The organism is Mycobacterium sp. (assembly GCF_046330795.1).
In the GTDB taxonomy this organism is placed as follows: Bacteria; Actinomycetota; Actinomycetes; order Mycobacteriales; family Mycobacteriaceae; genus Mycobacterium.
Window position 1 is genome coordinate 246,960 of record NZ_JAXLSA010000002.1, and the last position, 24,072, is coordinate 271,031.

26 protein-coding genes are annotated in these 24,072 nt (G+C 64.2%); 8 read left to right on the forward strand and 18 right to left on the reverse strand.

The window, feature by feature from the left end; all coding sequences use genetic code 11:
- Positions 1 to 100 precede the first annotated feature (100 nt).
- From U0R18_RS08390 to U0R18_RS08400, 3 genes are all read right to left on the reverse strand, one after another.
- A complete protein-coding gene (locus U0R18_RS08390) occupies positions 101 to 715 on the reverse strand; it encodes a hypothetical protein (RefSeq protein WP_526367752.1) in 615 nt (204 codons plus the stop codon).
- Between the two features lie 302 nt (positions 716 to 1,017).
- Positions 1,018 to 4,140 carry an MMPL/RND family transporter gene (locus U0R18_RS08395; protein WP_011856887.1) on the reverse strand — a complete coding sequence of 1,041 codons (3,123 nt, stop codon included), beginning with the start codon at positions 4,138 to 4,140 and terminating at the stop codon, positions 1,018 to 1,020.
- 330 nt (positions 4,141 to 4,470) lie between these two features.
- Positions 4,471 to 5,106 carry a TetR/AcrR family transcriptional regulator gene (locus U0R18_RS08400; protein WP_011856886.1) on the reverse strand — a complete coding sequence of 212 codons (636 nt, stop codon included), beginning with the start codon at positions 5,104 to 5,106 and terminating at the stop codon, positions 4,471 to 4,473.
- Positions 5,107 to 5,210: 104 nt separating this feature from the next.
- Here U0R18_RS08400 and U0R18_RS08405 point away from each other — a divergent pair, with 104 nt between their 5' ends.
- Positions 5,211 to 6,080, forward strand: coding sequence for a metal-dependent hydrolase (locus tag U0R18_RS08405; protein WP_011856885.1), 870 nt, complete (start codon positions 5,211 to 5,213; stop codon positions 6,078 to 6,080).
- A gap of 133 nt (positions 6,081 to 6,213) precedes the next feature.
- Here U0R18_RS08405 and U0R18_RS08410 read toward each other — a convergent pair whose 3' ends face one another.
- Genes U0R18_RS08410 through U0R18_RS08425 form a run of 4 tightly spaced genes read right to left on the reverse strand, consistent with a single transcriptional unit; the run spans position 6,214 to position 8,986 of the window.
- Positions 6,214 to 7,104 carry an alpha/beta fold hydrolase gene (locus U0R18_RS08410; protein WP_011856884.1) on the reverse strand — a complete coding sequence of 297 codons (891 nt, stop codon included), beginning with the start codon at positions 7,102 to 7,104 and terminating at the stop codon, positions 6,214 to 6,216.
- A 58-nt stretch (positions 7,105 to 7,162) separates the two neighbouring features.
- Positions 7,163 to 7,615, reverse strand: coding sequence for a PaaI family thioesterase (locus U0R18_RS08415; RefSeq protein WP_011856883.1), 453 nt, complete (start codon positions 7,613 to 7,615; stop codon positions 7,163 to 7,165).
- Entirely contained in the window at positions 7,600 to 7,761 is a 162-nt protein-coding gene (locus U0R18_RS08420) for a hypothetical protein (RefSeq protein ID WP_156442342.1), read from the reverse strand. The genes U0R18_RS08415 and U0R18_RS08420 overlap by 16 nt, the downstream gene beginning before the upstream one ends.
- 28 nt (positions 7,762 to 7,789) lie before the next feature.
- Positions 7,790 to 8,986, reverse strand: a complete 1,197-nt coding sequence (locus U0R18_RS08425; RefSeq protein WP_011856882.1) for a cytochrome P450 — start codon at positions 8,984 to 8,986, stop codon at positions 7,790 to 7,792.
- A 73-nt stretch (positions 8,987 to 9,059) separates the two neighbouring features.
- Here U0R18_RS08425 and U0R18_RS08430 point away from each other — a divergent pair, with 73 nt between their 5' ends.
- Entirely contained in the window at positions 9,060 to 9,656 is a 597-nt protein-coding gene (locus U0R18_RS08430) for a TetR/AcrR family transcriptional regulator (RefSeq protein WP_011856881.1), read from the forward strand.
- Positions 9,653 to 10,702 (forward strand): LLM class flavin-dependent oxidoreductase, encoded by a 1,050-nt coding sequence (locus tag U0R18_RS08435; RefSeq protein WP_011856880.1) that lies wholly within the window; start codon positions 9,653 to 9,655, stop codon positions 10,700 to 10,702. Before U0R18_RS08430 ends, U0R18_RS08435 begins: the two co-directional genes overlap by 4 nt.
- A 48-nt stretch (positions 10,703 to 10,750) precedes the next feature.
- Here the strand turns inward: U0R18_RS08435 and U0R18_RS08440 are convergent, their stop codons facing one another.
- The 3 genes from U0R18_RS08440 to U0R18_RS08450 all read right to left on the reverse strand — a co-directional run bounded on the left by U0R18_RS08440 (position 10,751) and on the right by U0R18_RS08450 (position 12,474).
- Positions 10,751 to 11,215 (reverse strand): DUF6188 family protein, encoded by a 465-nt coding sequence (locus U0R18_RS08440; protein WP_024449209.1) that lies wholly within the window; start codon positions 11,213 to 11,215, stop codon positions 10,751 to 10,753.
- A gap of 78 nt (positions 11,216 to 11,293) precedes the next feature.
- On the reverse strand, positions 11,294 to 11,965 hold the full coding sequence (locus U0R18_RS08445) for a TetR family transcriptional regulator (RefSeq protein ID WP_011856878.1): 672 nt from the start codon (positions 11,963 to 11,965) through the stop codon (positions 11,294 to 11,296).
- The gene (locus U0R18_RS08450; protein ID WP_011856877.1) at positions 11,962 to 12,474 is read right to left on the reverse strand and encodes a PaaI family thioesterase; all 513 of its coding nucleotides are present in this window, start codon (positions 12,472 to 12,474) and stop codon (positions 11,962 to 11,964) included. Before U0R18_RS08450 ends, U0R18_RS08445 begins: the two co-directional genes overlap by 4 nt.
- 102 nt (positions 12,475 to 12,576) lie before the next feature.
- Between U0R18_RS08450 and U0R18_RS08455 the strand changes: the two genes are divergently transcribed.
- Positions 12,577 to 13,269 carry a TetR/AcrR family transcriptional regulator gene (locus U0R18_RS08455; protein ID WP_011856876.1) on the forward strand — a complete coding sequence of 231 codons (693 nt, stop codon included), beginning with the start codon at positions 12,577 to 12,579 and terminating at the stop codon, positions 13,267 to 13,269.
- Between the two features lie 349 nt (positions 13,270 to 13,618).
- Here U0R18_RS08455 and U0R18_RS08460 read toward each other — a convergent pair whose 3' ends face one another.
- The 4 genes from U0R18_RS08460 to U0R18_RS08475 form a co-directional block, all read right to left on the reverse strand.
- Positions 13,619 to 14,953: a hypothetical protein gene (locus U0R18_RS08460; protein WP_011856875.1), complete on the reverse strand. Its 1,335-nt coding sequence runs from the start codon at positions 14,951 to 14,953 to the stop codon at positions 13,619 to 13,621.
- Between the two features lie 128 nt (positions 14,954 to 15,081).
- Entirely contained in the window at positions 15,082 to 15,414 is a 333-nt protein-coding gene (locus U0R18_RS08465; RefSeq protein ID WP_024449211.1) for a helix-turn-helix domain-containing protein, read from the reverse strand.
- Positions 15,404 to 16,531: a tyrosine-type recombinase/integrase gene (locus U0R18_RS08470; RefSeq protein ID WP_046363131.1), complete on the reverse strand. Its 1,128-nt coding sequence runs from the start codon at positions 16,529 to 16,531 to the stop codon at positions 15,404 to 15,406. Before U0R18_RS08470 ends, U0R18_RS08465 begins: the two co-directional genes overlap by 11 nt.
- Before the next feature lie 207 nt (positions 16,532 to 16,738).
- A protein-coding gene (locus U0R18_RS08475; RefSeq protein WP_526367753.1) for an IS3 family transposase occupies positions 16,739 to 17,904 on the reverse strand; the annotation gives its coding sequence in 2 pieces (ribosomal slippage) (positions 16,739 to 17,617 and positions 17,620 to 17,904; 1,164 coding nt in all).
- Positions 17,905 to 18,183: 279 nt separating this feature from the next.
- Between U0R18_RS08475 and U0R18_RS08480 the strand changes: the two genes are divergently transcribed.
- Positions 18,184 to 18,498 carry a hypothetical protein gene (locus U0R18_RS08480; protein WP_526367754.1) on the forward strand — a complete coding sequence of 105 codons (315 nt, stop codon included), beginning with the start codon at positions 18,184 to 18,186 and terminating at the stop codon, positions 18,496 to 18,498.
- Positions 18,499 to 18,634: 136 nt separating this feature from the next.
- Here U0R18_RS08480 and U0R18_RS08485 read toward each other — a convergent pair whose 3' ends face one another.
- Positions 18,635 to 18,937, reverse strand: coding sequence for a hypothetical protein (locus U0R18_RS08485; protein WP_526367755.1), 303 nt, complete (start codon positions 18,935 to 18,937; stop codon positions 18,635 to 18,637).
- Between the two features lie 318 nt (positions 18,938 to 19,255).
- Here U0R18_RS08485 and U0R18_RS08490 point away from each other — a divergent pair, with 318 nt between their 5' ends.
- Entirely contained in the window at positions 19,256 to 19,489 is a 234-nt protein-coding gene (locus U0R18_RS08490) for a hypothetical protein (protein ID WP_526367756.1), read from the forward strand.
- Between the two features lie 4 nt (positions 19,490 to 19,493).
- On the opposite strand, the gene U0R18_RS08495 is transcribed toward U0R18_RS08490, so the two are convergent.
- Together U0R18_RS08495 and U0R18_RS08500 are read right to left on the reverse strand one after the other, a co-directional pair.
- A complete protein-coding gene (locus U0R18_RS08495) occupies positions 19,494 to 19,964 on the reverse strand; it encodes a transposase (RefSeq protein ID WP_526367757.1) in 471 nt (156 codons plus the stop codon).
- Between the two features lie 81 nt (positions 19,965 to 20,045).
- A complete protein-coding gene (locus U0R18_RS08500; protein WP_526367758.1) occupies positions 20,046 to 21,134 on the reverse strand; it encodes an AICE element replication initiation protein in 1,089 nt (362 codons plus the stop codon).
- A gap of 176 nt (positions 21,135 to 21,310) precedes the next feature.
- Between U0R18_RS08500 and U0R18_RS08505 the strand changes: the two genes are divergently transcribed.
- Both U0R18_RS08505 and istB read left to right on the forward strand, forming a co-directional pair.
- Entirely contained in the window at positions 21,311 to 22,672 is a 1,362-nt protein-coding gene (locus tag U0R18_RS08505; RefSeq protein WP_526364690.1) for an IS21/IS408/IS1162 family transposase, read from the forward strand.
- Entirely contained in the window at positions 22,669 to 23,526 is an 858-nt protein-coding gene (istB, locus tag U0R18_RS08510; RefSeq protein WP_526364692.1) for an IS21-like element helper ATPase IstB, read from the forward strand. Before U0R18_RS08505 ends, istB begins: the two co-directional genes overlap by 4 nt.
- On the opposite strand, the gene U0R18_RS08515 is transcribed toward istB, so the two are convergent.
- Positions 23,518 to 24,018 carry a hypothetical protein gene (locus tag U0R18_RS08515; protein ID WP_526367759.1) on the reverse strand — a complete coding sequence of 167 codons (501 nt, stop codon included), beginning with the start codon at positions 24,016 to 24,018 and terminating at the stop codon, positions 23,518 to 23,520. The two genes, istB and U0R18_RS08515, sit on opposite strands and share 9 nt — an antisense overlap.
- Between the last annotated feature and the right edge of the window lie 54 nt (positions 24,019 to 24,072).

Consider the following 24,072-nt stretch of genomic DNA (forward strand, 5'->3'; position numbering starts at 1 on the left):
ATCAGCCGGAGGGCGGAGCCTCTCGGGCTGAGACCGACGCGATTTCCCGGATGGCCGCCACACAGGGCGGTGCCTGCTCTCCGCTTTGTATCGTCTGCTTTCAGCGGGCTGCTTTGGCGCCGCTGATCCCATGGCGTTTCACCCGGCGGCGCTTCGCCGAGTCCCTGAACTCGAGATTCGCGAACGGGAGCGGAAGGTCAGGGTCGAGCGCGTTCTCCCTCGCCATCGGCGTCAACGCTGACATGAAGGTTTCCAGCATTCTGAGCTCGGCAGCCTTTACCTCGGTGCACTGCCCGAAGTGCACCCAGACCGTACTCAAATCGCTGATGCACTTGAGGGGCCACCCTCCGGCGTGCGGAGACCTCGCGCCGAGGCGTGTCCGGTAGAACTGGCTCACACGATTCCGCAGGGACGTGCCAGCCAGCCCAACGTAGATCACTGGTTCGTCTGATAGCCACATCGACTTGAGCCGGTCGGACAGCGCTTCTGGCGAGGGTCGCTGCCCATCTAGCGTCAACTCCTTGCGGGTCTCCAACAGCTGTTTGATCGCGGATGGGGCGATCTCCGCGTCGCCTGAAACCTGCCCGGCGGGGTCGCGGACTCTGGCCACCACGTAGACGCCTGGGTGCACGTTCGGCACGGCTGTCCGCCATTGAACAGCCCCGAGCCTTTGAACACCGGCGGCGGCGAACAGCGCGTCGACAGTCGATGCCACAATCGCACGGTATCGCGGTCCGCCTTTGCATTGGTCGTGCCCGTCGAACCGCGTTCCGCAGTTCTCTTGGCCCACGCTTTCGAAATGCAATCTGTGGCTGTGTTGCGAGCGTCGCCTGCGGCAGACGTCCGACGTTCTCGAGCCTCGCCATCCTCGCGGCACCGGGGCCCGATCGGCAGCCGTTCCCATTTTCGTCCGTCGACAAGTGGTCCGCTGTACCGGCGCAGGGGTCGTATTCATTCGGGGTGAATACGCCTTCACGCTGGTCGGCATGTAGCGCCGGGTATTGCTCTGTTCGCTTTTCACCTCTCCTGGACCAGCACGTGAGGTGCGTCCTTAATGCCTCCTGGGTTGGTCTGACCGGGTCGCGGGTTTGTTGCTTTGGTGGGCCACCAGCTGGCTTCGCGTAGGAGTGTGGCGATGGCGGGCACGGTGAGGGTGCGCACGAGGAAGGTGTCGAGCAGCAGCCCGAAGCCGATGATGAGGCCGGCTTGGATCATGATGGCGACTGAGCCGACCATGAGGCCGAACATGCTGGCGGCGAATATGAGGCCAGCGGAGGTGATGACGGCTCCGGTGTTTGCCACGGTGCGCAGGACGCCGACGCGGATGTTGGTTCCGGATTCTTCGCGGAGCCGTGAGACGAGCAGCATGTTGTAGTCGGCGCCGACGGCGACGAGGATGATGAACGCCAGCAGCGGTACGGGCCAGGCGATTTCGTGGCCCAGTCCCCATTGGAAGACTACGACGCCGATGCCGAGTGATGCGAGGTAGTTGAGCACGACGGTGCCTAGTAGGTAGAGCGGTGCTAGGAGTGCGCGCAGTAGTAGGACCAGGATGACGCCGACGATGATGATGGTGGCGATGGCTAGTTGTGCGAAGTCGGCCCAGAGGAGTCGTTGGATATCGGAGTTGACGGCGGGGAAGCCGGCTACGGACACGGTGGCGTCGGCGAGTGACGTGTTGGGTCGTGCGGTGTTGGCGGTGTCGGTGATGCGGCTGGCGAGGTCCATGGCTTCAACGCTGTATGGGTCGTGGCTGCTTTCGATCATGAACCGCGCTGTTTTGCCGTCCGGTGAGAGGAATTGTTCGGCGACGTCGGTGAATTGCCGGTTCTCGAATGCGTTGGCGGGCAGGTAGAAACCGCTCGAGGAGTCGGAGTCGGCCGCTGCGCGCGAGGAGTTCTGTAGTTGGGTGGCGATCTGGCTCATGCCGGACAGCATTTCGATGTTGCTGTCGGCGAGGGTGCGGACGCCGGTGGCGAGTGCTTGGGCGCCGGAGGCCAGCTGTCCGATTCCGTCCTGCAATCGGCGGAGATTTGTGGTCAGGTCGGCGGGGTCACCCAGGGCTCCGAATGCCTTGTCCAGTGAGGCGACTGCGTTCTGGACGTTGGCGAGGGTGCCACCAACGGTGGCATTGGTGGCGGGATCGTAGCGGTCCCCGAGGTCGGCGATTTGGTTGAAGAATCCGTTGTCGCGCAGAGTGACCAGGATCTGGACCTGGTTGCGGATTTGGGCGCATTGTGGGGTGGTGGCGCACCAGGGTGAGGTGTTGAGGGCGCCGACGAGTGGGTCGAGTTGAGTGATTGCGTTTTGGGCTTGGTTGGCCAGCGGTCGTAGTCCTGGGCCGGATTGGATGGCTTGGTCGACGGCGGGGGCAGTGGCGGAAAGTTGTTGCAGCAGCGGCCGGAATTGGTTGACCTGAGTTCCTGCGGATTGGGCTTGGGTGAGGATTCCGGCTAGTGGTGTGAAGGCGGTGCGCACGGTGCTGTCGAGTTGGGCGAGGCCGTCGGCGAGCTGGTCGGCGCCGTCGGTGAGTTTGGTGAGGTCGTCCTTGCGGGAGTTGCCCTCGGCGACGGCGCCGGCCATTTTGTCGCCGATCTGGCCGTTCTGCCAGGCCAGTTCTGCTTGGTCGAGGCGCTCTCCGGTGGGGCGGGTGACTCCGGAAACCTTGGTGACGCCGGGGATCTGGGAGACGCGGGAGGCCATCTCGTCAAGATCGGCCAGTCCTTTGCCGGTCCGCATGTCGGTCGGATTTTCCACGACGAGGAATTCGCTGATGACGACGTCTTTGCGGAAGTGGCGGTCCAGCAGGTGGTAGCCCAGGTTGCTGGCCGTGGTGTCTGGTTGGCCCTTGCGGTCGTCGTAGCTGATTTTGATGGTTGCTGCCGCTGCCGACAGGGCGAGCAAGATGACCAGGCTGACGATGAGTAGTGGCACGGGACGGCGGACCACGGCGACGGCGACGCTGTTCCAGTAGCGGCGGGTGCGATCGGGTTTGGGTTCACCGATGCCGCGTTTGGCGGCTAGCGACAGCACCGGTGGCAGCAGGGTTACGGTGGCCAGAAATCCGAACAGTACGGCGATGGCACACGCGGGGCCAAGGGCGGCGAAGACGCTGAGCCGCGCGAAGACCATGGCCAGGAACGCGAGTGCGACGGTGGCGGCGGAGGCGAGGATGACGCGCCCGATGCTGGCGGTGGCGTGGATGACGGCCTGATCGGCGGGTACTTGGGCGCGGCGCTGTTCGTGGTATCGGCTGATCAGAAATACGGTGTAGTCGGTTCCCGCGCCGAGCAGGATCGCAGTCATGAAGGCGACGGTGAACTGGGAGACGGGCATGCCCATCTCGCCGAGGGCGGACAGCACGCCGCGCCCGACTGCCAGGCTCAACCCGATTACTAGCAGCGGTAACAGCGCGGTGAACACCGACCGGTAGACGATCAGCAGGATCAGGGCGATCACGCCCGCGGTAGCGATTGAGATCAGCAGCAGGTCGTGCTCGGCGGATGCGATCATGTCGCTGAAGGTTGCCGGTGGTCCCGTCACTTGCACAGTCGTGGTCGAGCCGGTGAAGACCTCGGCGGCGATGTTGCGCACCGCGTTTACCGATTCGGCGGCCGTGGGGTCTCCGAGGGTGCCGGTGACACCTACGGGCAGGTACCAAGCTTTGCGGTCGGCGCTGACTGCCTGGGCTTCGGTAATCGGATCGGACAGTAGGTCCTGCACCAGCAGGACGTGGTTGCCTTCGCCCTGCAACCGGCGCACGAGTTCGCCGTAGCGCTGCCGTGCAGTCGGAGTCAAGCCATTGGGGTCTTCCATGGCGACGAACACCATGGTTTTTGAGCCTTCTTCGCCGAAAGCGGCGCTCATGCGGTCAACCGTCTGCAAGGACGGCGCATCGCGAGGGATGAGGTCCACCGACTGTTGGCGCACCACGGTTTCTAGCTGGGGGAACAGCAACGCGAGGACGACCGCGGCGCCTAGCCATACCCCGATGACCAGCGCTTTGTGTCGGAGGGTGAATCGGGCTAGCGCTGCCAACCGTTCGCTGTACTCGCGGGTTTCGGCCGGGTTGGGGGATCCGTTGTCCCGCTGGCCACGGCGCGTGGCCTGGCCTGGGGAATCTGCAGTGCCGTCGGTCACTGGGCCTCCACTAGTAGCGAATCGTAGCGATACTATCGGTATCGCTACGCTACCGCATGTAGTGCAAGTGGTGGCGGGGCCGTCGTCGCCAGGCCGCGCAAAGCGCGCGGCTGGCGAAGGGGCCGGCGACCGCTATCGAGTCGGGACCGGGCCGACGGTCGCAGTGGGCAGAGGAATGATCGAACACTCAGTGGGTTTCTGGAAGCCAGGGCTGACGCTGTAAGTCGACGACACTGGCCTTGGATGCCGTTCAGGGTCTTGCTGTTGCTGTTCTCGGACGTTGGTCGTCGGGCGCACGCACGGCCACATCGCGTAGCGGGGCCGCTAGCTCTAGGTTTGCGCTTCGGTTGTGGCCGACTGGCCCGTGTTCTGCAGCAGCACGTAATTGCCTAGGCTGCCCAGGAAACCTGCGCAGTGCTGAACGAGTTCATCTGTGGTGAATTCCAGTTCTCCGTCGAGTCGGCGGCGCAAGACTTCGAATAGCCCTCCCACGCCCAAGGTCGAAGCCAAATGGGCAACCCCCACGGCAGAGTCGGCGATGTCGAGGTGAAGTCTGGCTTCGCGCAAGACAAGGTCGGTGAAACCTGCCATTAGTTCGCTGCGTAGCTCTCGGAGCAGCGGCTCGGTTGCAGATTCCACGAACAGGATCCGACCCAGCCGCGGGTCGTTGTCGATCATGCCGACCAGCCTGCGGATTGGCGCGTACGCCAATACCTCCGGTGGCTCGCCGGCATCGGGGATCGCGTCGACTATCACCTCCTGGAAGGTGGCATAGAGCTGCTGGTAGACAGCCCGCAGGAGTGCGTCTCGGTCGGAGAAGTGCTGGTAGAAGTACCGTGACGTGACACCCGATTCAGCGCAGACGGCAGTCACAGTGGCGGCGGCAACGCCGCGCGTGCCGATCAACTCCGTTGCGGCCTCGATGAGACGGGTGCGCCGGTTCCGGTGACGCTCCTCGGCGGACATTCCGCTATACACCCGCGCCGAAACCACGTGGATAGCTTGCCATCTAATTCTGACAAGGCTTAGAGTCAGATTGACAGCGCGTCCTTGGCGAATGGGAGAACAACATGAGCGACGATTCGTCCACACGGCCCACCGCACGGGTCGTCCCGAAGCCCCGCCGTGTTCGATTCGATATGCCTGCTGGGACCAGTCGGCAGCACTTCGTTGATGGCGACTTGGTGATGAGCCACTTTGTGTCCACCTTGTCGGCCACGTTCCCCGAAGGCGAAGACTTCTTTATCCGGTCAGTCCGCGAGTACCGGGACCACATCAGCGACGCTGACCTCAAGGAGGCGGTCAAGGGGTTTATCGCACAAGAGGCCACCCACCGACACCAGCATCGGCTGCTCAACGATCGGCTTCAAGCAATGGGCTATCCCACCGAGGGGATCGATCGGCATGTCAAGAAGCTGGTTGGCCGACTTGAGAAGCGTTTTTCTCCCAAGATGCGCCTGGCTGTGACGGCCGCCCTCGAGCACTACACGGCGACATTCGCCGAGATCATTCTCACCAGCGACGAAGCTCAAGAACTGATCGGCGACACCGAAGTGCGGCCTATTCTGCTCTGGCACGCACTGGAAGAATGCGAGCATAAGGCCGTTGCTTTCGATGTCTACGAGACGGTCGGTGGAAGCGAACGCACCAGGGTCTGGGGGATGCGGATCGCCAGCCTCCTCTTGTTCAGCGAGTTGGTCATCCAGACCACCCGCTCTCTGGCTGGTGACCGTTCCGCCTACAACCCGGTGCGCTTGCTGCGCAGCCTTCGAGCCTTCCGTCATAACCCGCTATTCAGCCCAGCAGCAATTGCGCGCTTTCGCTCCTACACCCGCGCCGGATTTCATCCCGACGACTGGGACAGCGCAGAAATCCTCGAACGCTGGACCAAGGAACTCTTCGACGCCGATGGTGGCCAGCAAGTGCGTAGTGGCGTCTAGCTCGACCAGAGCCCGGCACAGTTCAAAGTCGGCCTTAACCGAAGAACACTTCATGGGCTCCGCTTCGCGCGCTGTGAAGTCAAGATCGGTTCTGACTACTGGCCGATCGATGGTGCTCGACCAACGTCGCGACCTACAGGAGGTTCCGGCCGAGGAACTCGGTGACGGCGCAGCCGAAGGCGTCGTTGTCGTCGCCGGCGATCATGTGTCCGGTGCCGGATACGTCGACGGTCTCGGCGTGGGGAACCAGTTGCTTGAACTCGTCGACGGTGGCTTGGGAGACCACGTCGGACAAGAGGCCCCTTACGAGAAGTGTTGGGGCATTGACCCGTCGGGCTCCGTCGATCAGCAGGTGGCTGATTGCGTCGAATTGCTCCGTTCCCGTGGTCGATTCGTCGCGGAGAAAGTCGAAGTTGGAGTGAATGAATGCCGGGTCCCACCGCCAGATCCAGCGGCCGTCGTGACGCTGCCGTAGCACCTTGCGCAGGCCGTCGACGTTGGCCGGGCGCGAGCGATGGGGGTTGTACGCGGCGATCACCTCTGCGGCGTCAGAGAGGGTGCTAAAGCCATCGGGATGTGCGGCCATGAACGTCACCACGCGACGGGCGCCCTGGAATTCAAGTCGCGGGGTGACGTCGACCAGGACGACCGCCGCCCACGACGCCCCGGATGTCAACAGATGCGTGCCGAGCACGGTCATGCCCCCAAGGGATGCACCTACGACCGCAGGGGCGGTATAGGCGCTGAAGTGCTCGCGCACGGCGAGAAGATCGGTCGCGAGTCGCTCGATGTCGTACCTGCCGGCTGGGTCCCAGTCGCTGTCGCCGTGACCGCGGGTGTCGTAGGCGACGACTGTGTATCCGCATGCGTGGAGGCGACGCGCTGAAGTGCTCCACGCGTGCCGGTTCTGGCCGCCGCCGTGCAGGAGCAGCACGACGGGACGGGCGTCATCGTGGCCGTAGCAGTCCGCAGCCAGGGCGATCCCGTCCTGGGTTCGGACCCGATGCTGCACGGCGGAGGTCATGACACCTTCCTGGCGAGATCGTCGTCCGCCCGAAGCGTGGGCCCGGCAGCAAGCGCCTTCATAGTGCGTTGCCCGCGGCGTTCACGATCGTGACCGTGCCCTGGGCTACGCAGACGGCTTTGTCGCCGTTGCTAATGTCGATGCGCGCCACTCCACTGCGCTTGCCCAGCGACACGATGTCGGTGACGGCGACACACACACCGGTGGACACGGGTCGCAGCAGGTTTAGCTTGAATTCGGTGGTGGCGACCCATGATCCGGCCGGAATGACGGGGTAGAACACGACTCCGAGACAGTGGTCGACCATCGCCGATAGACATCCGCCGTGCAGGGTGCCGAAGGGTGTGAGCAGTTCGGCACGGGTTTCCATCTCTGCCACCAGCCGACCGGCGGCGAGTTCGGTGTGCCGAAAGCTCAGAAACCTCGACAGTCCACCTGCTGTGTTCGGCGATCTGAGCAGCTGGTCGGCGATCTGCTCATCGAAGTGCGCGAATGTCACTGCCACCACCATGCCCCTTTCTCCTGTCCGGTCATGGGTCGATCACCGTTCGAGCCCGCGAATCGTTTGAGCATGTCGCCGAATGCGCCGAGGTCGCCGTGCGCGGCGGAGTGCTCGATATCGACGGCGATGAAGAACCTGGCCGCGCGGTGATGCACACGACGCGTCGTCGAGGAGGGGCACGGGCTAGACCGGTGTGGTCCAAGTGATGGGCAGCGATGTGTAGCCGCGGATCGGTCCGGACCGCAGCCGCCGCGCCGATTCAAGATCGACCTCCCAGTCGGGCACCTTGTCCAACAGAGCATCCAGAGCGATGCGGGCCTCCATCCGCGCCAGTGCCGCGCCCAGACAGAAGTGGATGCCGCGACCGAAGGCGACCTGGTGCTCACTGGTGCGCTCGATGTCGAACACGTCAGGATCGGGGAAGGCGCGCTCGTCGCGGTTGGCCGACCCGAACAGCAGCAGCACCTTCTCACCTTGACGCATGGTCGTGTCGTGCAGTGTGACGTCGCGGGTCAGGGTTCGTGAAAGTCCCTGTGCCGGTGAGTCGTAGCGCAGCAACTCCTCAACTGCCGGCCCCAATAGTGTTCGATCGGCGGCCAGGCGTCGGCGGGTCTGCCGATGCTGGGCCAGCACGACCGCGGAGTTCCCCAGCAGATTGGTGGTGGTCTCGTAGCCCGCGACGAGCAGCAGCGCGCAGAAGCCGAGGACTTCCTCGTCGGTCAGTCTGATCCCGTCGACTGTGGCGTTCGCCAACGCCGACATCATGTCCTCGCGGGGGGTTTGGCGGCGGTCGGCGAGGAAGTCGGTGAAGTAGGCGTAGATCGAGGTGGCGGCGGTCAGTGCGTCGGTGGTTTGTCCGTGGTTGACGTCGACCTGGACCAGTTGGCTCGACCACAATCGGAACTGATCACGATCGGTGGCGGGAATGCCCAGTAGATCGGCGATCACCGCGGCGGGCAGGATCGCGGCGAAGTCGGTCACGAAGTCCGCCGAACCAGAGCCCTCGTCGAGGCGCTCGAACAACTCCGCGGCCATCTGTGTGATGGCGCCCTGCAGCCCGGCCACCCGCCGGGGAGTGAACGCCCGGCTCACCAGGGCACGCAACTGGTCGTGGCGCGGAGGGTCCATCACGATCATCATCGGCAGGAACGAGCCGATGAAGTCCGATCCCGGTGGGGTGGGGAAGATGCCGTCCACCGAGGAGTACGTGCCGTGATCCAGTGCTGCGGCCTGGACGTCGGCGTGCCGGCTCAACACCCAGGTATGGGATTCCTCGGCGCGGTACACCGGAGCCGTGTCACGCAACGACCGATACGTCGGATAGGGGTCGTTGAGAATCGAGGCGTCGAACGGGTCGTAACGAATTTGCACCGAGACCACCAAGACCTCCGACCACCAAAGTAACGACGGTTTAGACTCGCAGTCTAAACCGGCCGAACGGGACAGGGGGGCAATGCGCAAGATTCCACGTCAGATCTCTGACCGGCTTCCCGCCGCGGCGGACTTGTTCGCCGAGAAGGGGCTCAACGACTCCAAGATCGAAGACGTCGCCGCGGTGACCGGTGTGCCGAAAGCGACGCTGTACTACTACTTCGCCGGTAAAGAGGACATCCTTGCTTTCCTGCTCGAAGACCTCCTCAAGGACATCTTCGATGCTGTGACCGCGATCGTGCACACCGGCGGCACCGGTGCCGAACGCCTCGAACTCGTGATCCGCGCACAACTGCGGGCAATGGCGCAGCGGCCAGCGGTATGCCGTGCACTCATCGGCGAATTGGGACGAGCGGCCCGCATGCCGGCTATCGCCGAGATGATCAATACCGCCTACCAACAACCCGTCGAAACCCTGCTCATCGAAGGGGCCCGCGACGGATCCCTCGTCGCTCAGCCCGATGCGCGATCGACGTCGATTGCGCTGTTCGGCGCGGTCACCATCAATGCACTCATGTACCTGGTCACCGATAACCACCTCGACGAGACGGTGGTCGCCAGCACCCTCAGCGCCGTCATGTTCGACGGGCTGCGCCCGCGCACAGGAGACCAGTCATGAGCACCTACGGCCTGTCGGTTCTCGGCGCGGATCTGAAGTCACTGGCCCAGACCGCCCAGGCCGCTGATGCGGCCGGGTTCGACGCCGTATGGGCCTCGGAGTTCTATTCTCGGTCCGGATCGATCTCCATGGCCGCGATGGCCAACAGCACCCAGAACTGTCGGATCGGTTCCTCCATTCTCTACGGCGTCGGCCGAAGCCCCCTGGTGCTGGCCACCGAGGCGCGCGACCTCGACGAACTCTCCAACGGACGACTGGTACTCGGCATCGGCAACGGCACCAAACGGATGATGGGCGACTGGCACGGCGTGCCCGACACCTCCGCACCCGCCCTGCGGATGGAAGAACTCGTGATGCTGCTGCGCCGGATATGGAACCTGCATGAAGGCCCGATCCATCACGAGGGCCGTTTCTACAGAATGAATCTCACCCCGACCGGCGACGTGGGACCCTCCAGCAGGCCGATCCCGATCGTCACTGCCGGTGTCCGGCCCCGGATGTGCGAGGCGGCCGGGCGGGTGGCCGACGGCCTAGCCGGACATCCGCTGTTCACAACCACCTACGTCGAAGAGGTCGTCCGGCCCGCTATCGCCAGGGGCGCCGCGCACACCGGCCGCGACCCCAATGACGTGGAAATCATTTCCATGGTGATGTGCGCCATCCACGACGACGCCGAGGTCGCCAGGCGCGAACTGGCGCAGCAGATTGCGTTCTACTCCTCGGTCAAATCCTACGAGACGGTACTCGATGTGAACGGCTTCGCCAGCGAAGGCCGAGCCATCCGGCAAGCATTCGCCCAGCGCGATTTCCCGGCGATGTTCGCCGCTGTGTCCGAGGAGATGATCGACGCCATGGGTGTCGCCGGGACGGCGCACGAGGTCCGTGAACAATTGAGACGGTACAACGGCGTCCTCGACCACATCATGCTGTATTCACCATCGGTCGGCATCACTGCCGAACGCGTGCAACAAAACCTCGACAGCATCATCCGGGAATGCTCGCCCGCCTCGATGTCGCCAGGGCGGTCCTGTCCACGTTCAACCTGATCCACGTATTGCCGCCCAAGTCGACCCGTCGCAGTGTCCGCGGCCGGATTAGTGGGTCTGCCGCGCCGACCCCGCCGATGATTGCCTGACGCTGTTGACGATGTTGGCGTCGTCGGTGTCGGGGAGGTCATGGCGGACCACGCGTACCCGTCCTTGAGGTAGACAGGCCATGTAGCCGTGGCGCATGCCATAGAGCTCCCACGCTGTCTGTTCAGCGTCGGGATCGACATCGATGCGATGTCCGCGCGAGAAGCTCAGGTGTAGCCCTCCATCGTCGCTGGACCAGGCCTGGGTGCACAGTGCGCCGGCGAGGTTCAGCAGCGGGCGTTCGTGGGTCGCGATCCTGAGGGGGTCAATACGCACCGCCTCGATGGGGTAGGTGCCGACGGCAGGAAGCGTCAATAGTAGGGGGCAGGAGATGACGATTTCGTTGTAATCATCGAAATCCAGAACCAGGCCGCCGTGCAGCGAGAGGCGTTGTACGACAAGGTTTTCGATCCATTGGGTGTACATGGCAGTCTCTTTTCGACGCATCGTTGAGCCGTATCCCCAAAGAGTACGCCAAGTATCGCTGCGATACCAGCAGTATCGTTACCGGTAGACGGCTGGCCTAGCAGCGCTGGTCACGACGCGCCTGGTGGCTCGGTCAATGCGGTCGCGGGTGTCGGCGGCTGTCGCGCGGTGGCCGCTGAAGGCCACGAGGTTGGCCAGCCAGATGTCGGAGATGATCCCAGCCACGTGCAGATCGGTAGGAGTGGGCTCGCCGCCCCTGAGCGTGCGGGCCAGCAGGATCTGGATCTCATCGGCCGCGCGGTCGAGTTCCGCGGCGGCGCGGGTATCTGCGACTGCGAAGGCCCGTGTCATGGCCGTCGTCAGCCATGGGTCGCGCTGCCAGCGGTCATGCAGATGTGCGGTGAGCCGTTCGAGCCGTTCCAGCGGTGTGCCCTCACCACTCGCCCAGTCCCCGGCCGAGTCGAGTCGACGGAACTCGCGCGTCAGCGCTGCCACCAGCAAGTGGGTTTTCGCCGGGAAATAGCGGTAAAGCGTGCCGACGGCGATGCCGACCCGCTCGGCAACTGTCCGCATCTGAACCGCCTCGTAACCACCCGCCGCGGCCACGACCAAAGCTGCATCAAGAATGGTCTCCCGGCGCCGTGCGGACGCGCGTGAACGCGACGCGTTAGCGGCTCGCTTCTCTGCAGCGACCGAGTTCGCTTCCGAAGGCGGGGTTTTCCCGTGGCTGCGCGCCTGAGGGACAGTCATGACGGCTCCGGGTCGAGGCCGCCGCGGCGCGAGAACTGCTCCAGAAGATCGCCGAAAGCGCTGACATCGCCGTGTGCGGCGAAGTGCTCAGGGCTGACGACAATGAACACTGCACTGGCGGTGAAGCGGGCGATCCCACCCTCACCCGTGCCTGTCGCCGTGACATGCAGCGCCCGCCCTTCACGAGAGACGATGTGGGCAGTAATCCGGTGGGTCTGATGCAGCGGCACCGGCCGCAAATATTCGACCGTCAGGGTGCGGGTCACCGCCGGGGTTCCGGCGATCCACAACGTGAAGCCCAGGACGTCATCACATGCCGCGGCCACTGCCCCGCCATGGGCCAGGCCCGGGGCCCCGATATGGCGCTCATCGAACGTCACATCGGTGTACACCGCGTCGCCGCTACGATGCACCACCAACCGCAGTCCGTGGGGGTTGTCCGGGCCGCAACCCATGCATGTCGTGGTGTGCGAGGGCAGCCGCTCGGGCGGCAACAGGCTTTCGGGCACCGTCACCCTCCAATACGATCGGTTTCGCTGCGCTACCGTTAGTACCACACTGCTAGACTGCCGTGACAGCATCGCGTGAAGATCGACCGCCGAGGTGAACGAGTGAGCGACAGTCAGGCAGTGCCCGTCCCTGACGACGACGTGGACCCTCGGCTCATCCGGTCACGCACCCGGCTGCTGGATGCTGCGGCAACGCTACTGAGCACCGGTGGGGTGGAAGCGGTCACTATCGATGCCGTCACCAAAGCATCCAAAGTGGCCCGAACCACGCTGTACCGCCACTTCCACAGTTCGTCGCATTTACTGGCAGCCACGTTCGAACGCCTACTTCCACAAGTGACCACTCCGGCACCGACCAGCGGACCCCTCCGTGAGCAGCTGATCGAATTGCTCAGCCGCCAAGCCGCCCTTTTCAACGACGCACCGCTGCATGTCACGACACTCGCGTGGCTCTCATTGGGGCCCACCGGCTCCAATGCCCAAGCGGAAGACCGCCACACATCCGGGGCGCTACGGACCCGAGTTGTCGATCAATATCGTCAACCATTTGACGCCGTACTCACCAGCCCAAAAGCTCAAGCCGAACTCAACGACTTCGACCAGGAACTGGCGCTTTGCCAACTCGTCGGACCACTCGCCTTCGCCCGAATGACCGGGCTTCGCACTATCACTCACAATGACTGCGCGAACATCGTCGATGACTTTCTCGCCGCCCACCGCAACACCGACAGCGACGCCATAAAATCGAACATCGCCACCAAGAAGACGGGCCGCCCGGCGCGCTCAGCTCGCTAGGCACAACGAAATCACAATGTCGAGCCGGCTGGTCTTCGGGCCCTTTTCGCCTCTCGCAAATCGCGTCGGTGATGGCATCGAAGGACCATTCGTCGCCATCATCGGCGAGGCCGTACGCTGGTTTCCGTTCCACAGCGAGGTGCGGAGACTCGCAGCAGGGTAGTGAGCTACCCGAAGTGCAGGTCACCCGCGGTTCGGCGTCTCAGACGCTTGAGGGCGCGCAACTGCTTGAACCCGTTTCTCGATTGCTTGACTTGTGGCGAGGAGGATTGACAAAGAACAACTTTGACGAGAGCAGGCGAATCGTGGCCTCGGCGGCATGGAGTGGTTACGACATCGCTGTTGCGAGTTAGCTCCGCCTTCGATGCGGCATTGATCTGCCGCGTTCGGTGACGTAATCGGTCCAGTCGCGGGCGGCGAGTTTGGCCCAGGCGGCTGCGTTCTTGGTGGTGATCGCGAGCAGTTCGGCCAGCACGGGTGCGGGCATGTCGCTGGCGAGCTGGAAGAGGGCGGCTTTGCGATGTTCGTAGGGTTTCACCCCGACCGCGACGAGCTGGGTGCGGATGTTCTCGGTGGACAGGTGGGTGCCGGGAAGTCGGCCGGGGAACAGCCAGCCCGTATGGGATGGGGTGTAGCGGCTTTCGCATTGCTGCTCCAGATGCTCGCGGATGAGGTCGTCGAGTAGGGGAGGCATTTGGATGGGGATGGCGGCGAAGACGACATGCACGGCGTGATCGTCGGAGATCGAGATTTGGCTTGATCGCAGGGCGACGATGCGCGAAAGAGGTTGGGCGAACAACAATGTGAGCAGTCCCGCGATGCGGGTTTTGCGGCGGATTGTGTCGTCGTGCAGCAGCCGCCCGACGGCGGCCCACCGCTGGGAATCCGAGACGGTTACCGAGGGAGGTGACCGTGGCGGATCGGTGACCCTCAGTGTGGTGTTGATGCGGGATTGGCGTAGCCAGACGAGGAAGGCGTACTCGGCAGTGAGCGGCCTCCGGTGGAGCGCCTGGTAGCGCTCCAGCATCTCCTGTGTCGCTGTCGCCGGAGTGGCGTCGTGGGTGTGCAGAAACGCCATGAACTGAATCGCCACGCGGACGCGACGACGGCAGGCATCGGTCATCGATCTCGTCAGCCGGTTCTCGTGGGAGGCCTTGCGCATCTGGCGCAGTACATGCCAATGCGCGAATCGGCGAACGATGGCGGCGTCTTCGGCCGGAAGCTCGGCTACAACGTCCTCGATCCAGGGCAGCATCCGTTCGACGCGGATGTCGATCGGGCCCAGAACGCCGACCGCGACCAGGAGGCTGCGCAAGTAATCGTGGGCTCGGTCCGAGGGAAGATCGCTGAAGGTGTCGTGGCTGATTTCACGCGTTCCGCAGGCCATGTCGCGAAGGAGCTGCGGGCCGGTACCGGGCTTCTTTCGCAGCCACCAGAGCACCGTCTGTGGGCGGTCGGCGTTGATCAGTTCGTCGAACACGGGCCGTAGTCGGTGATGAATCGTGCCGCTGATCGGGTCGGTGAGCAGCTCGGTGAGGCGCTCGCGTAGGAAGCAGCGGGCGCATCGGTAGAACCCGTAGGGGTGTTCTTCGCGGCCGCATTCGCTGCAGGTGAAGATCGATGCGACACCGGCGCAGGAGGCGCACACGATGGCATCGTCGAGCTGCCACGCCAGTGGCCGCACGGTCTCACACCGCGGGCATTTCTCGGGGTGATAGTGCCGTCTGCGACGGCATGCGACACAGATGCGACGCCCGTGCGTCAGTGGGGTTAGCCGGATGGTGCTTGCACACTCCCAGCAGGCCCGCTGAGTCACTGGTTGTCGTGGGGGCGGCGGATGGTGGCGCGGATGGGTCGCAGGTCGCCGATGCCGGGTCCGCTGTCGTTGACCGCGGGCGCCTCACGGACTTGTTCGGCGACGAGCTCGAGCAGGTCGTTGGGCGTGCACGACAAGATGTCGCAGAGGGCGGCGAGCAGGTCGAGATTGATGCGCTGCGGGGGCTTGGTCGCGATCCGGTGCACCATCTGTCGGGAGATCTCCACGCCACGCTCGTGCAGCGGTGCGACAAGGTCGGTGGTGGCGAACATTCCGTTCTGGGCCATCAGCTGACGCAGGTTCCACCGCAGCACGGTCCTAGTGCTCATCTCCGCCTTCACCTGTCGTCGTGGATGATCCGTAGACGCGGCGCAGCGCCGCCTGCAGTGTTTTGGTCTTGAAGTCGTCGGACACCGAGGTATAGATCGCGGTGGTCGAGGCATACGAGTGCCCCACCTGTTCGGTGACGAACCGCTCCGGATAACCGAACTCGATCAGATGGGTGACATAGGAGTGCCGCAGGCAGTGCAAGGTGAGCTCGGCAGGCAGTCCCGCTTGCACCCGTGCGACGGCGAATCGCCTATCCATGGTCTTGGTCGCCACGCGCCGTCGACGCTCGGTCAGCCAGAGCTCTTGACGGTTCCCGGGGCTGAGGAGTGGGCGGCCGTGGTCGACCCATTGGCGCAGTCCGTCGATCACCCAGTCGAACTCCGGAACGGCGAGCACGGTGCGACGCCTGGGAGAGCTGCCGCGACGTGATTTGGCGTAGCGAACGTGGACGGCGCCGAACGTGCCCCAGGCCGGCATCCGCGAGTTCGGACGCAGGTCGGCGAGATCGAGATAGCACAGCTCGCGGCGGCGTAAACCGAAGGCGTAGGCCGTCTTGATCATCTGTGCGTCGCGCAGCGCCGCGAACGCGCCTTTGTTCCTGGACCGAGCGAGAACATCGACGCGATCATCGAGGAAATCGAACAATGTTTCCAGTTCGTCGTAGGTGAACGGGCGACGCGCGGGCTTGCCCTCGTAGTCGACCAGATGCGCGGCGGTGTTGTAGTCGTGACAGACCTGCGATGGGATCCGTCCGAACCTGTTCTCGCATTGCGCGATCCAACCGTAGCGGCTATCGAGTAGGTAGTCGCAGAACATCCGCAACGACATGTGATAGCCGCGAATGGTCGACGGTGCTTTGCGTTCCGGGCCCGACATCAAAGCGGCCGTGAAGTCTTCGACATCGCCGGCAGTCCAGTCCCACGGAGGCGCCCCGGCGAACTCTGCGAACCGCCGCACCAACGCCAGCCGCGGCTCGATCGTGGCCTCAGCAGCGAGTAGCCGAGACGCCTGTTGACGACCCCACCCAGACAGCATCGCTTCGAAGACTGCGCTGGCCTCGTCCAGGTGAACCACGCCCGAGGCAAGAACCAAGTGCGCCGACCCCGGAACGCTCACAAGAGAACCTCCATCTATCGTCAACTTAGAGTTGTCAATGACAACCGCAAGTTACCACACCTGCGAGCGAAATCCGTCTACCAGGAGGAACACGAAAGTGGTTCAATGAAGCGCATCCGGCGCTGGTCCCATGCGCCAGATATACGCGTCAACTTCAGGTTGATTCGCGACCTTCGGGTCTGCTGCACGATCAGGTGACAGTTTCGGTCACGCGGCCTGACTGGCCGGTGTGGTCATGATGGCTTCGAATTCGACCGGGGTCAATCGGCCGAGGCCGGCCTGGCGGCGCCGGCGGTGGTAGGTCCGTTCGATCCAGGTAACGATCGCGATCCGAAGCTGCTCTCGGGTGTCCCAGCGGCGGCGGTCCAAGACGTTCTTCTGCAGCAGGCTGAAGAAGCTCTCCATGGCCGCGTTGTCACCGGCCGCCCCGACCCGGCCCATGGATCCGACCATGTCGTAGCGGCCCAGCGCATGCACGAATTTCCTTGACCTGAACTGAGATCCGCGATCCGAATGCAGTATGCAGCCCGCGACCTCACCACGACGGGCCACCGCGCTGGCCAACGCGGTGGTGGCCAGCCGGGACTTCATCCGGGAGTCGATCGAGTAGCCCACGATGCGGTTGGAGAACACGTCCTTGATGGCGCACAGGTACAGCTTTCCTTCGCCGGTGCGGTGCTCGGTTATATCGCTGAGCCACAGCTGATTTGGTGCATCGGCGGTAAAGTCACGGCCGACCAGATCGTCATGCACCGGTGGACCGGTCTTGCCGTTCTTGCCGCGTTTGCGCTTGCCGAACGCACTCCACCAGCCGTTGCCCGAGCAGATCCGCCACGCAGTGCGCTGCGCCATCGGCTGACCGGCATCGCCGGCCTCATCGACCAGGAAGCGGTAGCCGAACTCCGGATCGTCGCGGTGTGCGTCGAACAGGGCGTTGGCCCGGTACGCCTCGATCAGTTCGGCCTCGGTGATGGGGTTGGCCAGCCAGCGGTAGTAGGGCTGGCGGGCGAGCTTGAGAACCCGGCACGTCACCGCCACGGGGATTCCGTCGGCGGCGAGCTCCTTCACGAGCGGGTAGAGCCTTTTCCCGGCAGGTTGGCCTGCGACAAGTAGGCCGCAGCCCGACGCAGGACCTCGTTCTCCTGCTCCAACAGCCGGATCCGACGCCGCGCCTCCCGCAGCTCCCCGGACTCGCCGGTACTCTTGCCCGGCTTGGCGCCCTCATCGATATCGGCCTGGCGCATCCACTTGTGCAGCGTCATCGGATGAACACCGAAATCAGTGGCGACCTGCTCGATCGTCACACCGTCTTCACGATTGCGAGCGACTCGGACGACATCGTCACGAAACTCACGGGGATAGGGCCTGGGCACACTGACATCCTTCCAGCCTGCCCACACCGGGCAAGCCAACTCAGATGTCACCTATTCGTGCAGCAGACCCTTCCGACCCGTAGTGCAAGAGGTGTGTCGGTGGCTGGTGCTGAAGCTTGTCGGGGCAACGCTGAGAATTCTTGTAGAGCGAAGGGGATCTCGATCGGGATCGAGTACGCGGGAACAGAAATAAGGCCGGCGTGTCGGCGTCTCGTGAGCGAGATTCGAATGTGGCCGTGGTGGTGGCCGCGAACGGGGTCGTAGTCCTATCGTTCGACCATGGATCAAGAGGAGGCCGACAATGCCGCCGCCGAGCGGGAGGTGGACAACATGATCGATAGCGTGATTCTCACGCGTGCACTGGCGAAACTCGCCGAGGTGGAAGTGTGGAGACACGTGTCTCGTTCCGGAGTTGGCGACGACATTCATGAGCGGGAACGCGTTGAGGCTCTGGCGGAACTCACCGTGTCTCTGTGCAGGTACGGAACGCAGGTCGGGCGGATGCTTGATTGTGGCGTTTTGTTACAGGACATCGCCGAGCTGACGGATGTGGATGTCGATGAGCTTCGGCTGGCTGCGTCATATGCACCCTGACCGATGGTTCCAGAGGCTTTCGGGTCGCGCCTACCGGTGAGCGCGCGAGATTCTCGGATGTAGGCGAATGCGGCTGTGTTGGTGGACGATTCCGCCCGGCGATTCGTAGGTTGCAGGCATGGGAGCGAACGAGAAGCTAAAGGCCCGGTACCGCGTGGTTGAACGGCAGCGCAAGAAGAGCGAGGACGTGGCTCGGCGTGATCTCGCCAATGCCGCTGATGCCGAGTCGATCCGAGCAACGCTGCACAGGGTCGGAGCTGTCGATGCATGGGAGCGTAAGCGCCTCGACCAGGCTGCGCAGAACATATGCGCTGATGCCGTAAGACGCCGGGCCGGTCACTTTCGCGGGCTGCACGCGTTGGTCGAGCAAATGCGTGGTCGTGGACTCACGGTCGCGCAGGTCGCTGACCTCGTCGGTGTCGATCGGCGTGAGATCCAAGCTGAGCTACGTCGGGCCCGGGAGGGGGACAAAGGGACGCGGCGAACGAAGTCTCCGTGTGCAGCGCATTCGAGGTCTGCGGATGTCGAACCCGAAGGCACTGCGGTCACCGTTGATCCGATTTCCTACGGTGTTGAACGCGATGCGAGGGACGGCGCGCCTTACGATCCGACTCGGTGTGTGCGCTGCGATGCGGTGATGCTAGATGCGGAAGCTGCGCCTAGGCGTGGCCGGCGCCGACTGTATTGCTCGGATACCTGTCGTCGGGATGCATCGGCGGCCCGCATGGCGGCGGAGCGATTCGGGAAGCCTATTCGCGTGGTCGAGGTCCCGAAAGCCGCTGCACCGCAGAAACAACCCGAAGAAACGCCCGAGCCACACCGGCCCGACGCACCGATGGATACCGCCAGTGGCGTCATGGAAGACGGTGAGGCGCTGCGCAGGGTGCTCGCCCGTTTGGCAGATCAGGCCCGGCTCAAGAAGCTGGATCGTGCCACACTGACAGCCGCGCGAGAACTGTCCAATGCCGTTCATCAGCACCGTGATTGGTGAGAAGTCACCCGATTCTTCGAGACCTGCGAGTCGTCCGTCTATGGGAACGTTGTGGGGCGGGGCTGCATCCGGTCATGCTCGCGGCGCTGCGGCCTGCTGTGTGGATCGCCAGTTGGGCGACTTCATCTTGCAGATACTGGATGCTGGACAGTAACTCGTAGACTGCGCTCGTTCGTGCGGCGGAGATCATCTCTGCTGCATCTTCATGATGCGGCAGGTAGCCGTACTGTCGGCCGAAGCCGTCGATCACGGTGTCGATGGCGTCGTCGAATCGGGTGGCCAGCTGTGTCGTGTCGGTATCCGCGTGTTCCTCGATGAATACTTCGCGCTCGTCGGGGGTCCAAGACACTGGGAACGACAGATGCGTCCGATAGAGGTCGCGGATCGCCGCATTGAATTGGCCGGAGAAGCTAATCTCGGGCCAGTCGTTGACCGCTTCGGTAGCCAGTTTCTCCAGATCATCGTTGAGAGTCATCGCAGCTGCTCCCTCCAGGCATGTCTTGATACTGCCCGTAGGTACCGACAACCCGTCGAAGCCGTGACTTCGAAAGTGCCGTTATGTGGAGATGTCGTCGCGGCACTCATCGTCAGGGCGAACCGATGGACGCTCAAGGGGTGGGCTTGCGGTGGGGCTGGGCCGCAGTAGCGAGGGTTGCGAGGCTCGTTGGGCCGCGACATCTTCGGACGGTGGATAGATCGTCCACAGCAGAACGTTGCGATGGTTGCGGGCCGCGTCGTCTTCGATAGCCCACCCCAATCTGCGTAGTGCTGGTGCGTGCCTACGGAGCAGACTCGTCACTTCGCGGCCGTTGCGGGGCCAATCCTTGGGGCGATGCAAATGATCGCCAGTCGGCGTGACGAGGGTGAGTAAGTCCGTGCCGGACTGACTGCGCAACGGCTCGCGGACGCGGTGGCGCAATTGCTCGACGAACGGATTGCCGGACAGGCTGTCCTCCGACAGCTGGTCGGAACGTGAGGCGTAGCGCCTTAAGCCATCAGACGACAAAACCCCGTCGACGCACGCCAGCACGCGACCGAAGTCCGCCATCCGGGGCGCATAGTCGACCACGGTGGTCTCCAGGCGGTGGTGCACGGTCGCCGCCAAATTCAGTAGCCCGGCCAAGATGCCTGGTAGAGCCGTGCGCCACAGTTGTCGCATTGTGGCCTCCGGCTGTCGCATATGGCGCTCTATGCGTCGCAGGTCGACCATCGCCATTCGTTCGGCGAGGTCGGGTCGCACTGCGCCGACGTCGATACCGTTGATGATGACGCAACGCCGGAACTTGACCACGGCGAGGTCGGCATCGGTGTAAAGAGCGCGTTTGACGTTGCCGTCGCCGGTGGCGGCGCGGCACAGCGAGTCCGACAGCCAGGGCGGGATCGCCGACAGGTTGTCGAGGGCGACCACCCAGGAGCCGGAGGCTGCCGTCACCCAGGAGTCGGCGTCGCGAGGCGGCTGGCGCAGCGCAACGGGGGAGGGGTCGATGAGGTCGACCAGCATCCGCGTTGTTGTGCTCTTGGCGCTGCCTTGCTCGGCGAAGAGCGCCAGGACCGGGTGCGGTACATCGGGTTGGATCAAGGCGGCGATGAGCGCTGCAAGCAGTACCGGACGGTCTTCGACGGTGATGTTGATGAAGTCCCACAACGCGTTCACATCGCCGGTCGGGGGCGGTAGAGGCATCGCTGACCGCGCTCGCTGAAATTCCCCACTGACGCTCATCGAAATTCCCCACCCGTGTGGCTCCGCCGAGAAGGGCGGGCCTCCCTCGAAGCTGCTGGTGTCTGACGCCAGTTGCTCCACCGAAGGAGGCCCGCTTTCTCATGCTCACATGGGAGGACGATGTGGAAGTACATGCCCTACGCAAACGTGGTTGGTCGATCTCGGCGATCGCCCGCCACACCGGTCGCGATCGCAAGACGGTCCGCAAGTATCTGGCCGGTGACGGCAAGCCCGGGGTCCGGGCCCGGCCCGACCCTGATCCGTTCGATCCGTTCGTCGACTACGTCACCGCGCGACTGACCGAGGATCCGCACCTGTGGGCCCGCACCCTGTTCGACGAACTCGAGGACCTGGGGTTTCCGTTGTCGTATCAAAGCCTGACTCGCAACATCCGCACCCGCAATCTACGCCCGGTCTGTGAGGCGTGCCGGACGGCGACCCAGCGTCCGAACGCGGTGATCCCGCACCCGCCGGGTGATGAAACCCAATGGGACTGGCTGGAATTGCCCGATCCACCGGCATCATGGGGGTGGGGCAAGACCGCGCACCTGCTGGTCGGGTCGCTGGCCCATTCCGGAAAGTGGCGCGGCTATTTGGCGGCGTCGGAGGATCAGCCGCACCTGGTCGCCGGCTTGGACCGCGTCACCCGCGGCCTGGGCGGCTGCACACGGGTGTGGCGCTTCGATCGGATGGCCACTGTGTGCGACCCCGGCAGTGGCCGGGTGACCGCATCGTTCGCCGGGGTGGCCAAGCACTACGGCGTCTCGGTGGCGATCTGCCCGCCGCGGCGCGGCAACCGCAAGGGCGTGGTGGAGAAAGTCAACCACACCGCCGCCCAACGCTGGTGGCGCACCCTGGCCGACGACATGACCGTCGAGGCGGCCCAGGCCAACCTGGATCGCTTCGCCCGCGTCCGCGGTGACACTCGTTTGCGGGCCACCACCGACGGCCGCTCCTCGGTCGCAGTGGTGGCCAAGGCCGAACCGCTACAGCCGGTGCCGGCGACCCCGTATCCCGTCATCGTCTCCGAGCGCCGGACCGCGTCACGGCAGGCATTGGTGCCCTACCGCGGCAACCGCTACTCCGTACCCCCGGAACTCGCCGCCGCACAGGTCGTGGTGTCACATCCGGTCGGGGCCGACTTCTGCGATATCGCCACCATGAGCGGGATCGTGATCGCCCGGCACCGGATGGCCGCCGACGGGCTCGGGGTGATGGTGCGCGACAGCGGTCATGTCATCGCCTTGGACACCGCCGCGATGGCCACCGCGGCCACTGGGCGTCCACACCGTCGCAAGGAACGCATCCCACCCGGACCCGCGGCCAAAGCTGCTGCCGCACAACTGATCCAGATCAAACAGGCCGATAGTTCTGCTGATCAATCTTGCACTCCGTCAACCGATTCCACCGTCATCGACCTGTCCGCATATGAGCGGGCCGCCCAGAACAGGACCATCCAATGACCCCCACCCCACGCACCCCGAAAACCACCACTACGACCACCGCCGAGGAATCGCCGTCAGCGGCGGCAAGTCGTTATCAGCAGCTGCGCTCGCACCTGGCCGAACTCAAACTCACCGCGGCCGCCGAAGCGCTCCCCGCGGTGCTCGATCAGGCCGCCGCCGAGGGGTTGTCGCTGACCGTCGCGTTGGAGCGGCTGCTGGCCGTCGAGGTCGATGCCAGCACTGCCCGCCGATTGGCAGGCCGACTGCGGTTCGCCTGCTTGCCCACCCCGGCCACCCTCGATGACTTCGACGTCGACTCCGCCGCCGGGATCGACCGCAAGCTGATCGACGAGCTGGGCACCTGCCGCTACCTGGAGTCGGCGACCAACATCCTGCTCATCGGGCCGCCGGGAACAGGAAAGACGCACTTGTCGGTCGGATTGGCAAGGGCTGCAGCACATGCCGGCTACCGGACCTACTTCACCACCGCCGCCGATCTGGCCGCTCGGTGCCACCGCGCCGCGATCGAGGGACGCTGGGCCACCACTATGCGGTTCTTCGCCGGCCCGACCCTGCTCGTGATCGACGAACTGGGGTACTTGCCGTTGCCCGCCGAAGCCGCTTCGGCGTTGTTTCAGGTTGTCTCCCAACGGTATTTGAAGACCAGCATCGTCATCACCACCAACCGCGGGGTGGGAGCCTGGGGTGAGATCCTCGGCGACACCACCGTGGCCGCCGCCATGCTCGACCGCCTGCTGCACCGCTCCGTGGTCATCAACCTCGACGGCGAGTCCTACCGGTTACGCGACCACCAGGCCGCCGCGGAAACCCTACGCCGAACAACCACCGGCACCCGCCGACAACTACACTGACCGCTGCTCACAGGTGAGGAATTTCGGCGAGCACACCTGAGGATTTTCGATGAGCGCGATCATCGCAGCTGTCAGCTTGGTGCGCAGAAATCTCACCGGAGCTGCATCGGTGACCGACCAGGTGCCTGCTCGGATGCAAATGATCGTTCCGTCGGTTCGTCCGGTGTCGACGTAACTCGTTCCTCGGTGCTCAGCGACGCGCAGATGCAGCCTCTCTGGTGTCCGGGTGGCGGCCAGGCCTTCCAAGACCAGGGTGGCGTCGGTGAGAGCCTGGCCGCCGGCGACGGTGCCTGTCTCGGCGAAATAGCGTGAGGCGAGTTCGGCGCGCAGGCCGGCCTTTCCCGCACGCAGCAGAATCGCCAAATGAGGGCGGGCCCGGTCAGCGCCAAAGGGCTCGCCGTCTTCGGAGACGCCGAGTAGGTACCGCTCTTGAGCCATGGCTACCAGTCGCGCGGCGACTGACTTCTTCTCGCTGTCATTGTTGGTGCTCACGGGTTTTCCTGGCTGCGGTGCTTCTGCAGGCGGGTATGACGGGCTATTCTCATG

Coding starts and splice junctions, on each gene's coding strand:
- U0R18_RS08400 (WP_011856886.1), bottom strand. CDS start 5,106: ATGTCCGCCGAGGAGCGTCACCGGAACCGGCGCACCCGTCTCATCGAG.
- U0R18_RS08405 (WP_011856885.1), top strand. CDS start 5,211: ATGAGCGACGATTCGTCCACACGGCCCACCGCACGGGTCGTCCCGAAG.
- U0R18_RS08410 (WP_011856884.1), bottom strand. CDS start 7,104: ATGACCTCCGCCGTGCAGCATCGGGTCCGAACCCAGGACGGGATCGCC.
- U0R18_RS08415 (WP_011856883.1), bottom strand. CDS start 7,615: ATGGTGGTGGCAGTGACATTCGCGCACTTCGATGAGCAGATCGCCGAC.
- U0R18_RS08430 (WP_011856881.1), top strand. CDS start 9,060: ATGCGCAAGATTCCACGTCAGATCTCTGACCGGCTTCCCGCCGCGGCG.
- U0R18_RS08435 (WP_011856880.1), top strand. CDS start 9,653: ATGAGCACCTACGGCCTGTCGGTTCTCGGCGCGGATCTGAAGTCACTG.
- U0R18_RS08440 (WP_024449209.1), bottom strand. CDS start 11,215: ATGTACACCCAATGGATCGAAAACCTTGTCGTACAACGCCTCTCGCTG.
- U0R18_RS08445 (WP_011856878.1), bottom strand. CDS start 11,965: ATGACTGTCCCTCAGGCGCGCAGCCACGGGAAAACCCCGCCTTCGGAA.
- U0R18_RS08465 (WP_024449211.1), bottom strand. CDS start 15,414: ATGAGCACTAGGACCGTGCTGCGGTGGAACCTGCGTCAGCTGATGGCC.
- U0R18_RS08480 (WP_526367754.1), top strand. CDS start 18,184: ATGGATCAAGAGGAGGCCGACAATGCCGCCGCCGAGCGGGAGGTGGAC.
- U0R18_RS08495 (WP_526367757.1), bottom strand. CDS start 19,964: ATGACTCTCAACGATGATCTGGAGAAACTGGCTACCGAAGCGGTCAAC.
- U0R18_RS08505 (WP_526364690.1), top strand. CDS start 21,311: ATGCTCACATGGGAGGACGATGTGGAAGTACATGCCCTACGCAAACGT.
- istB (WP_526364692.1), top strand. CDS start 22,669: ATGACCCCCACCCCACGCACCCCGAAAACCACCACTACGACCACCGCC.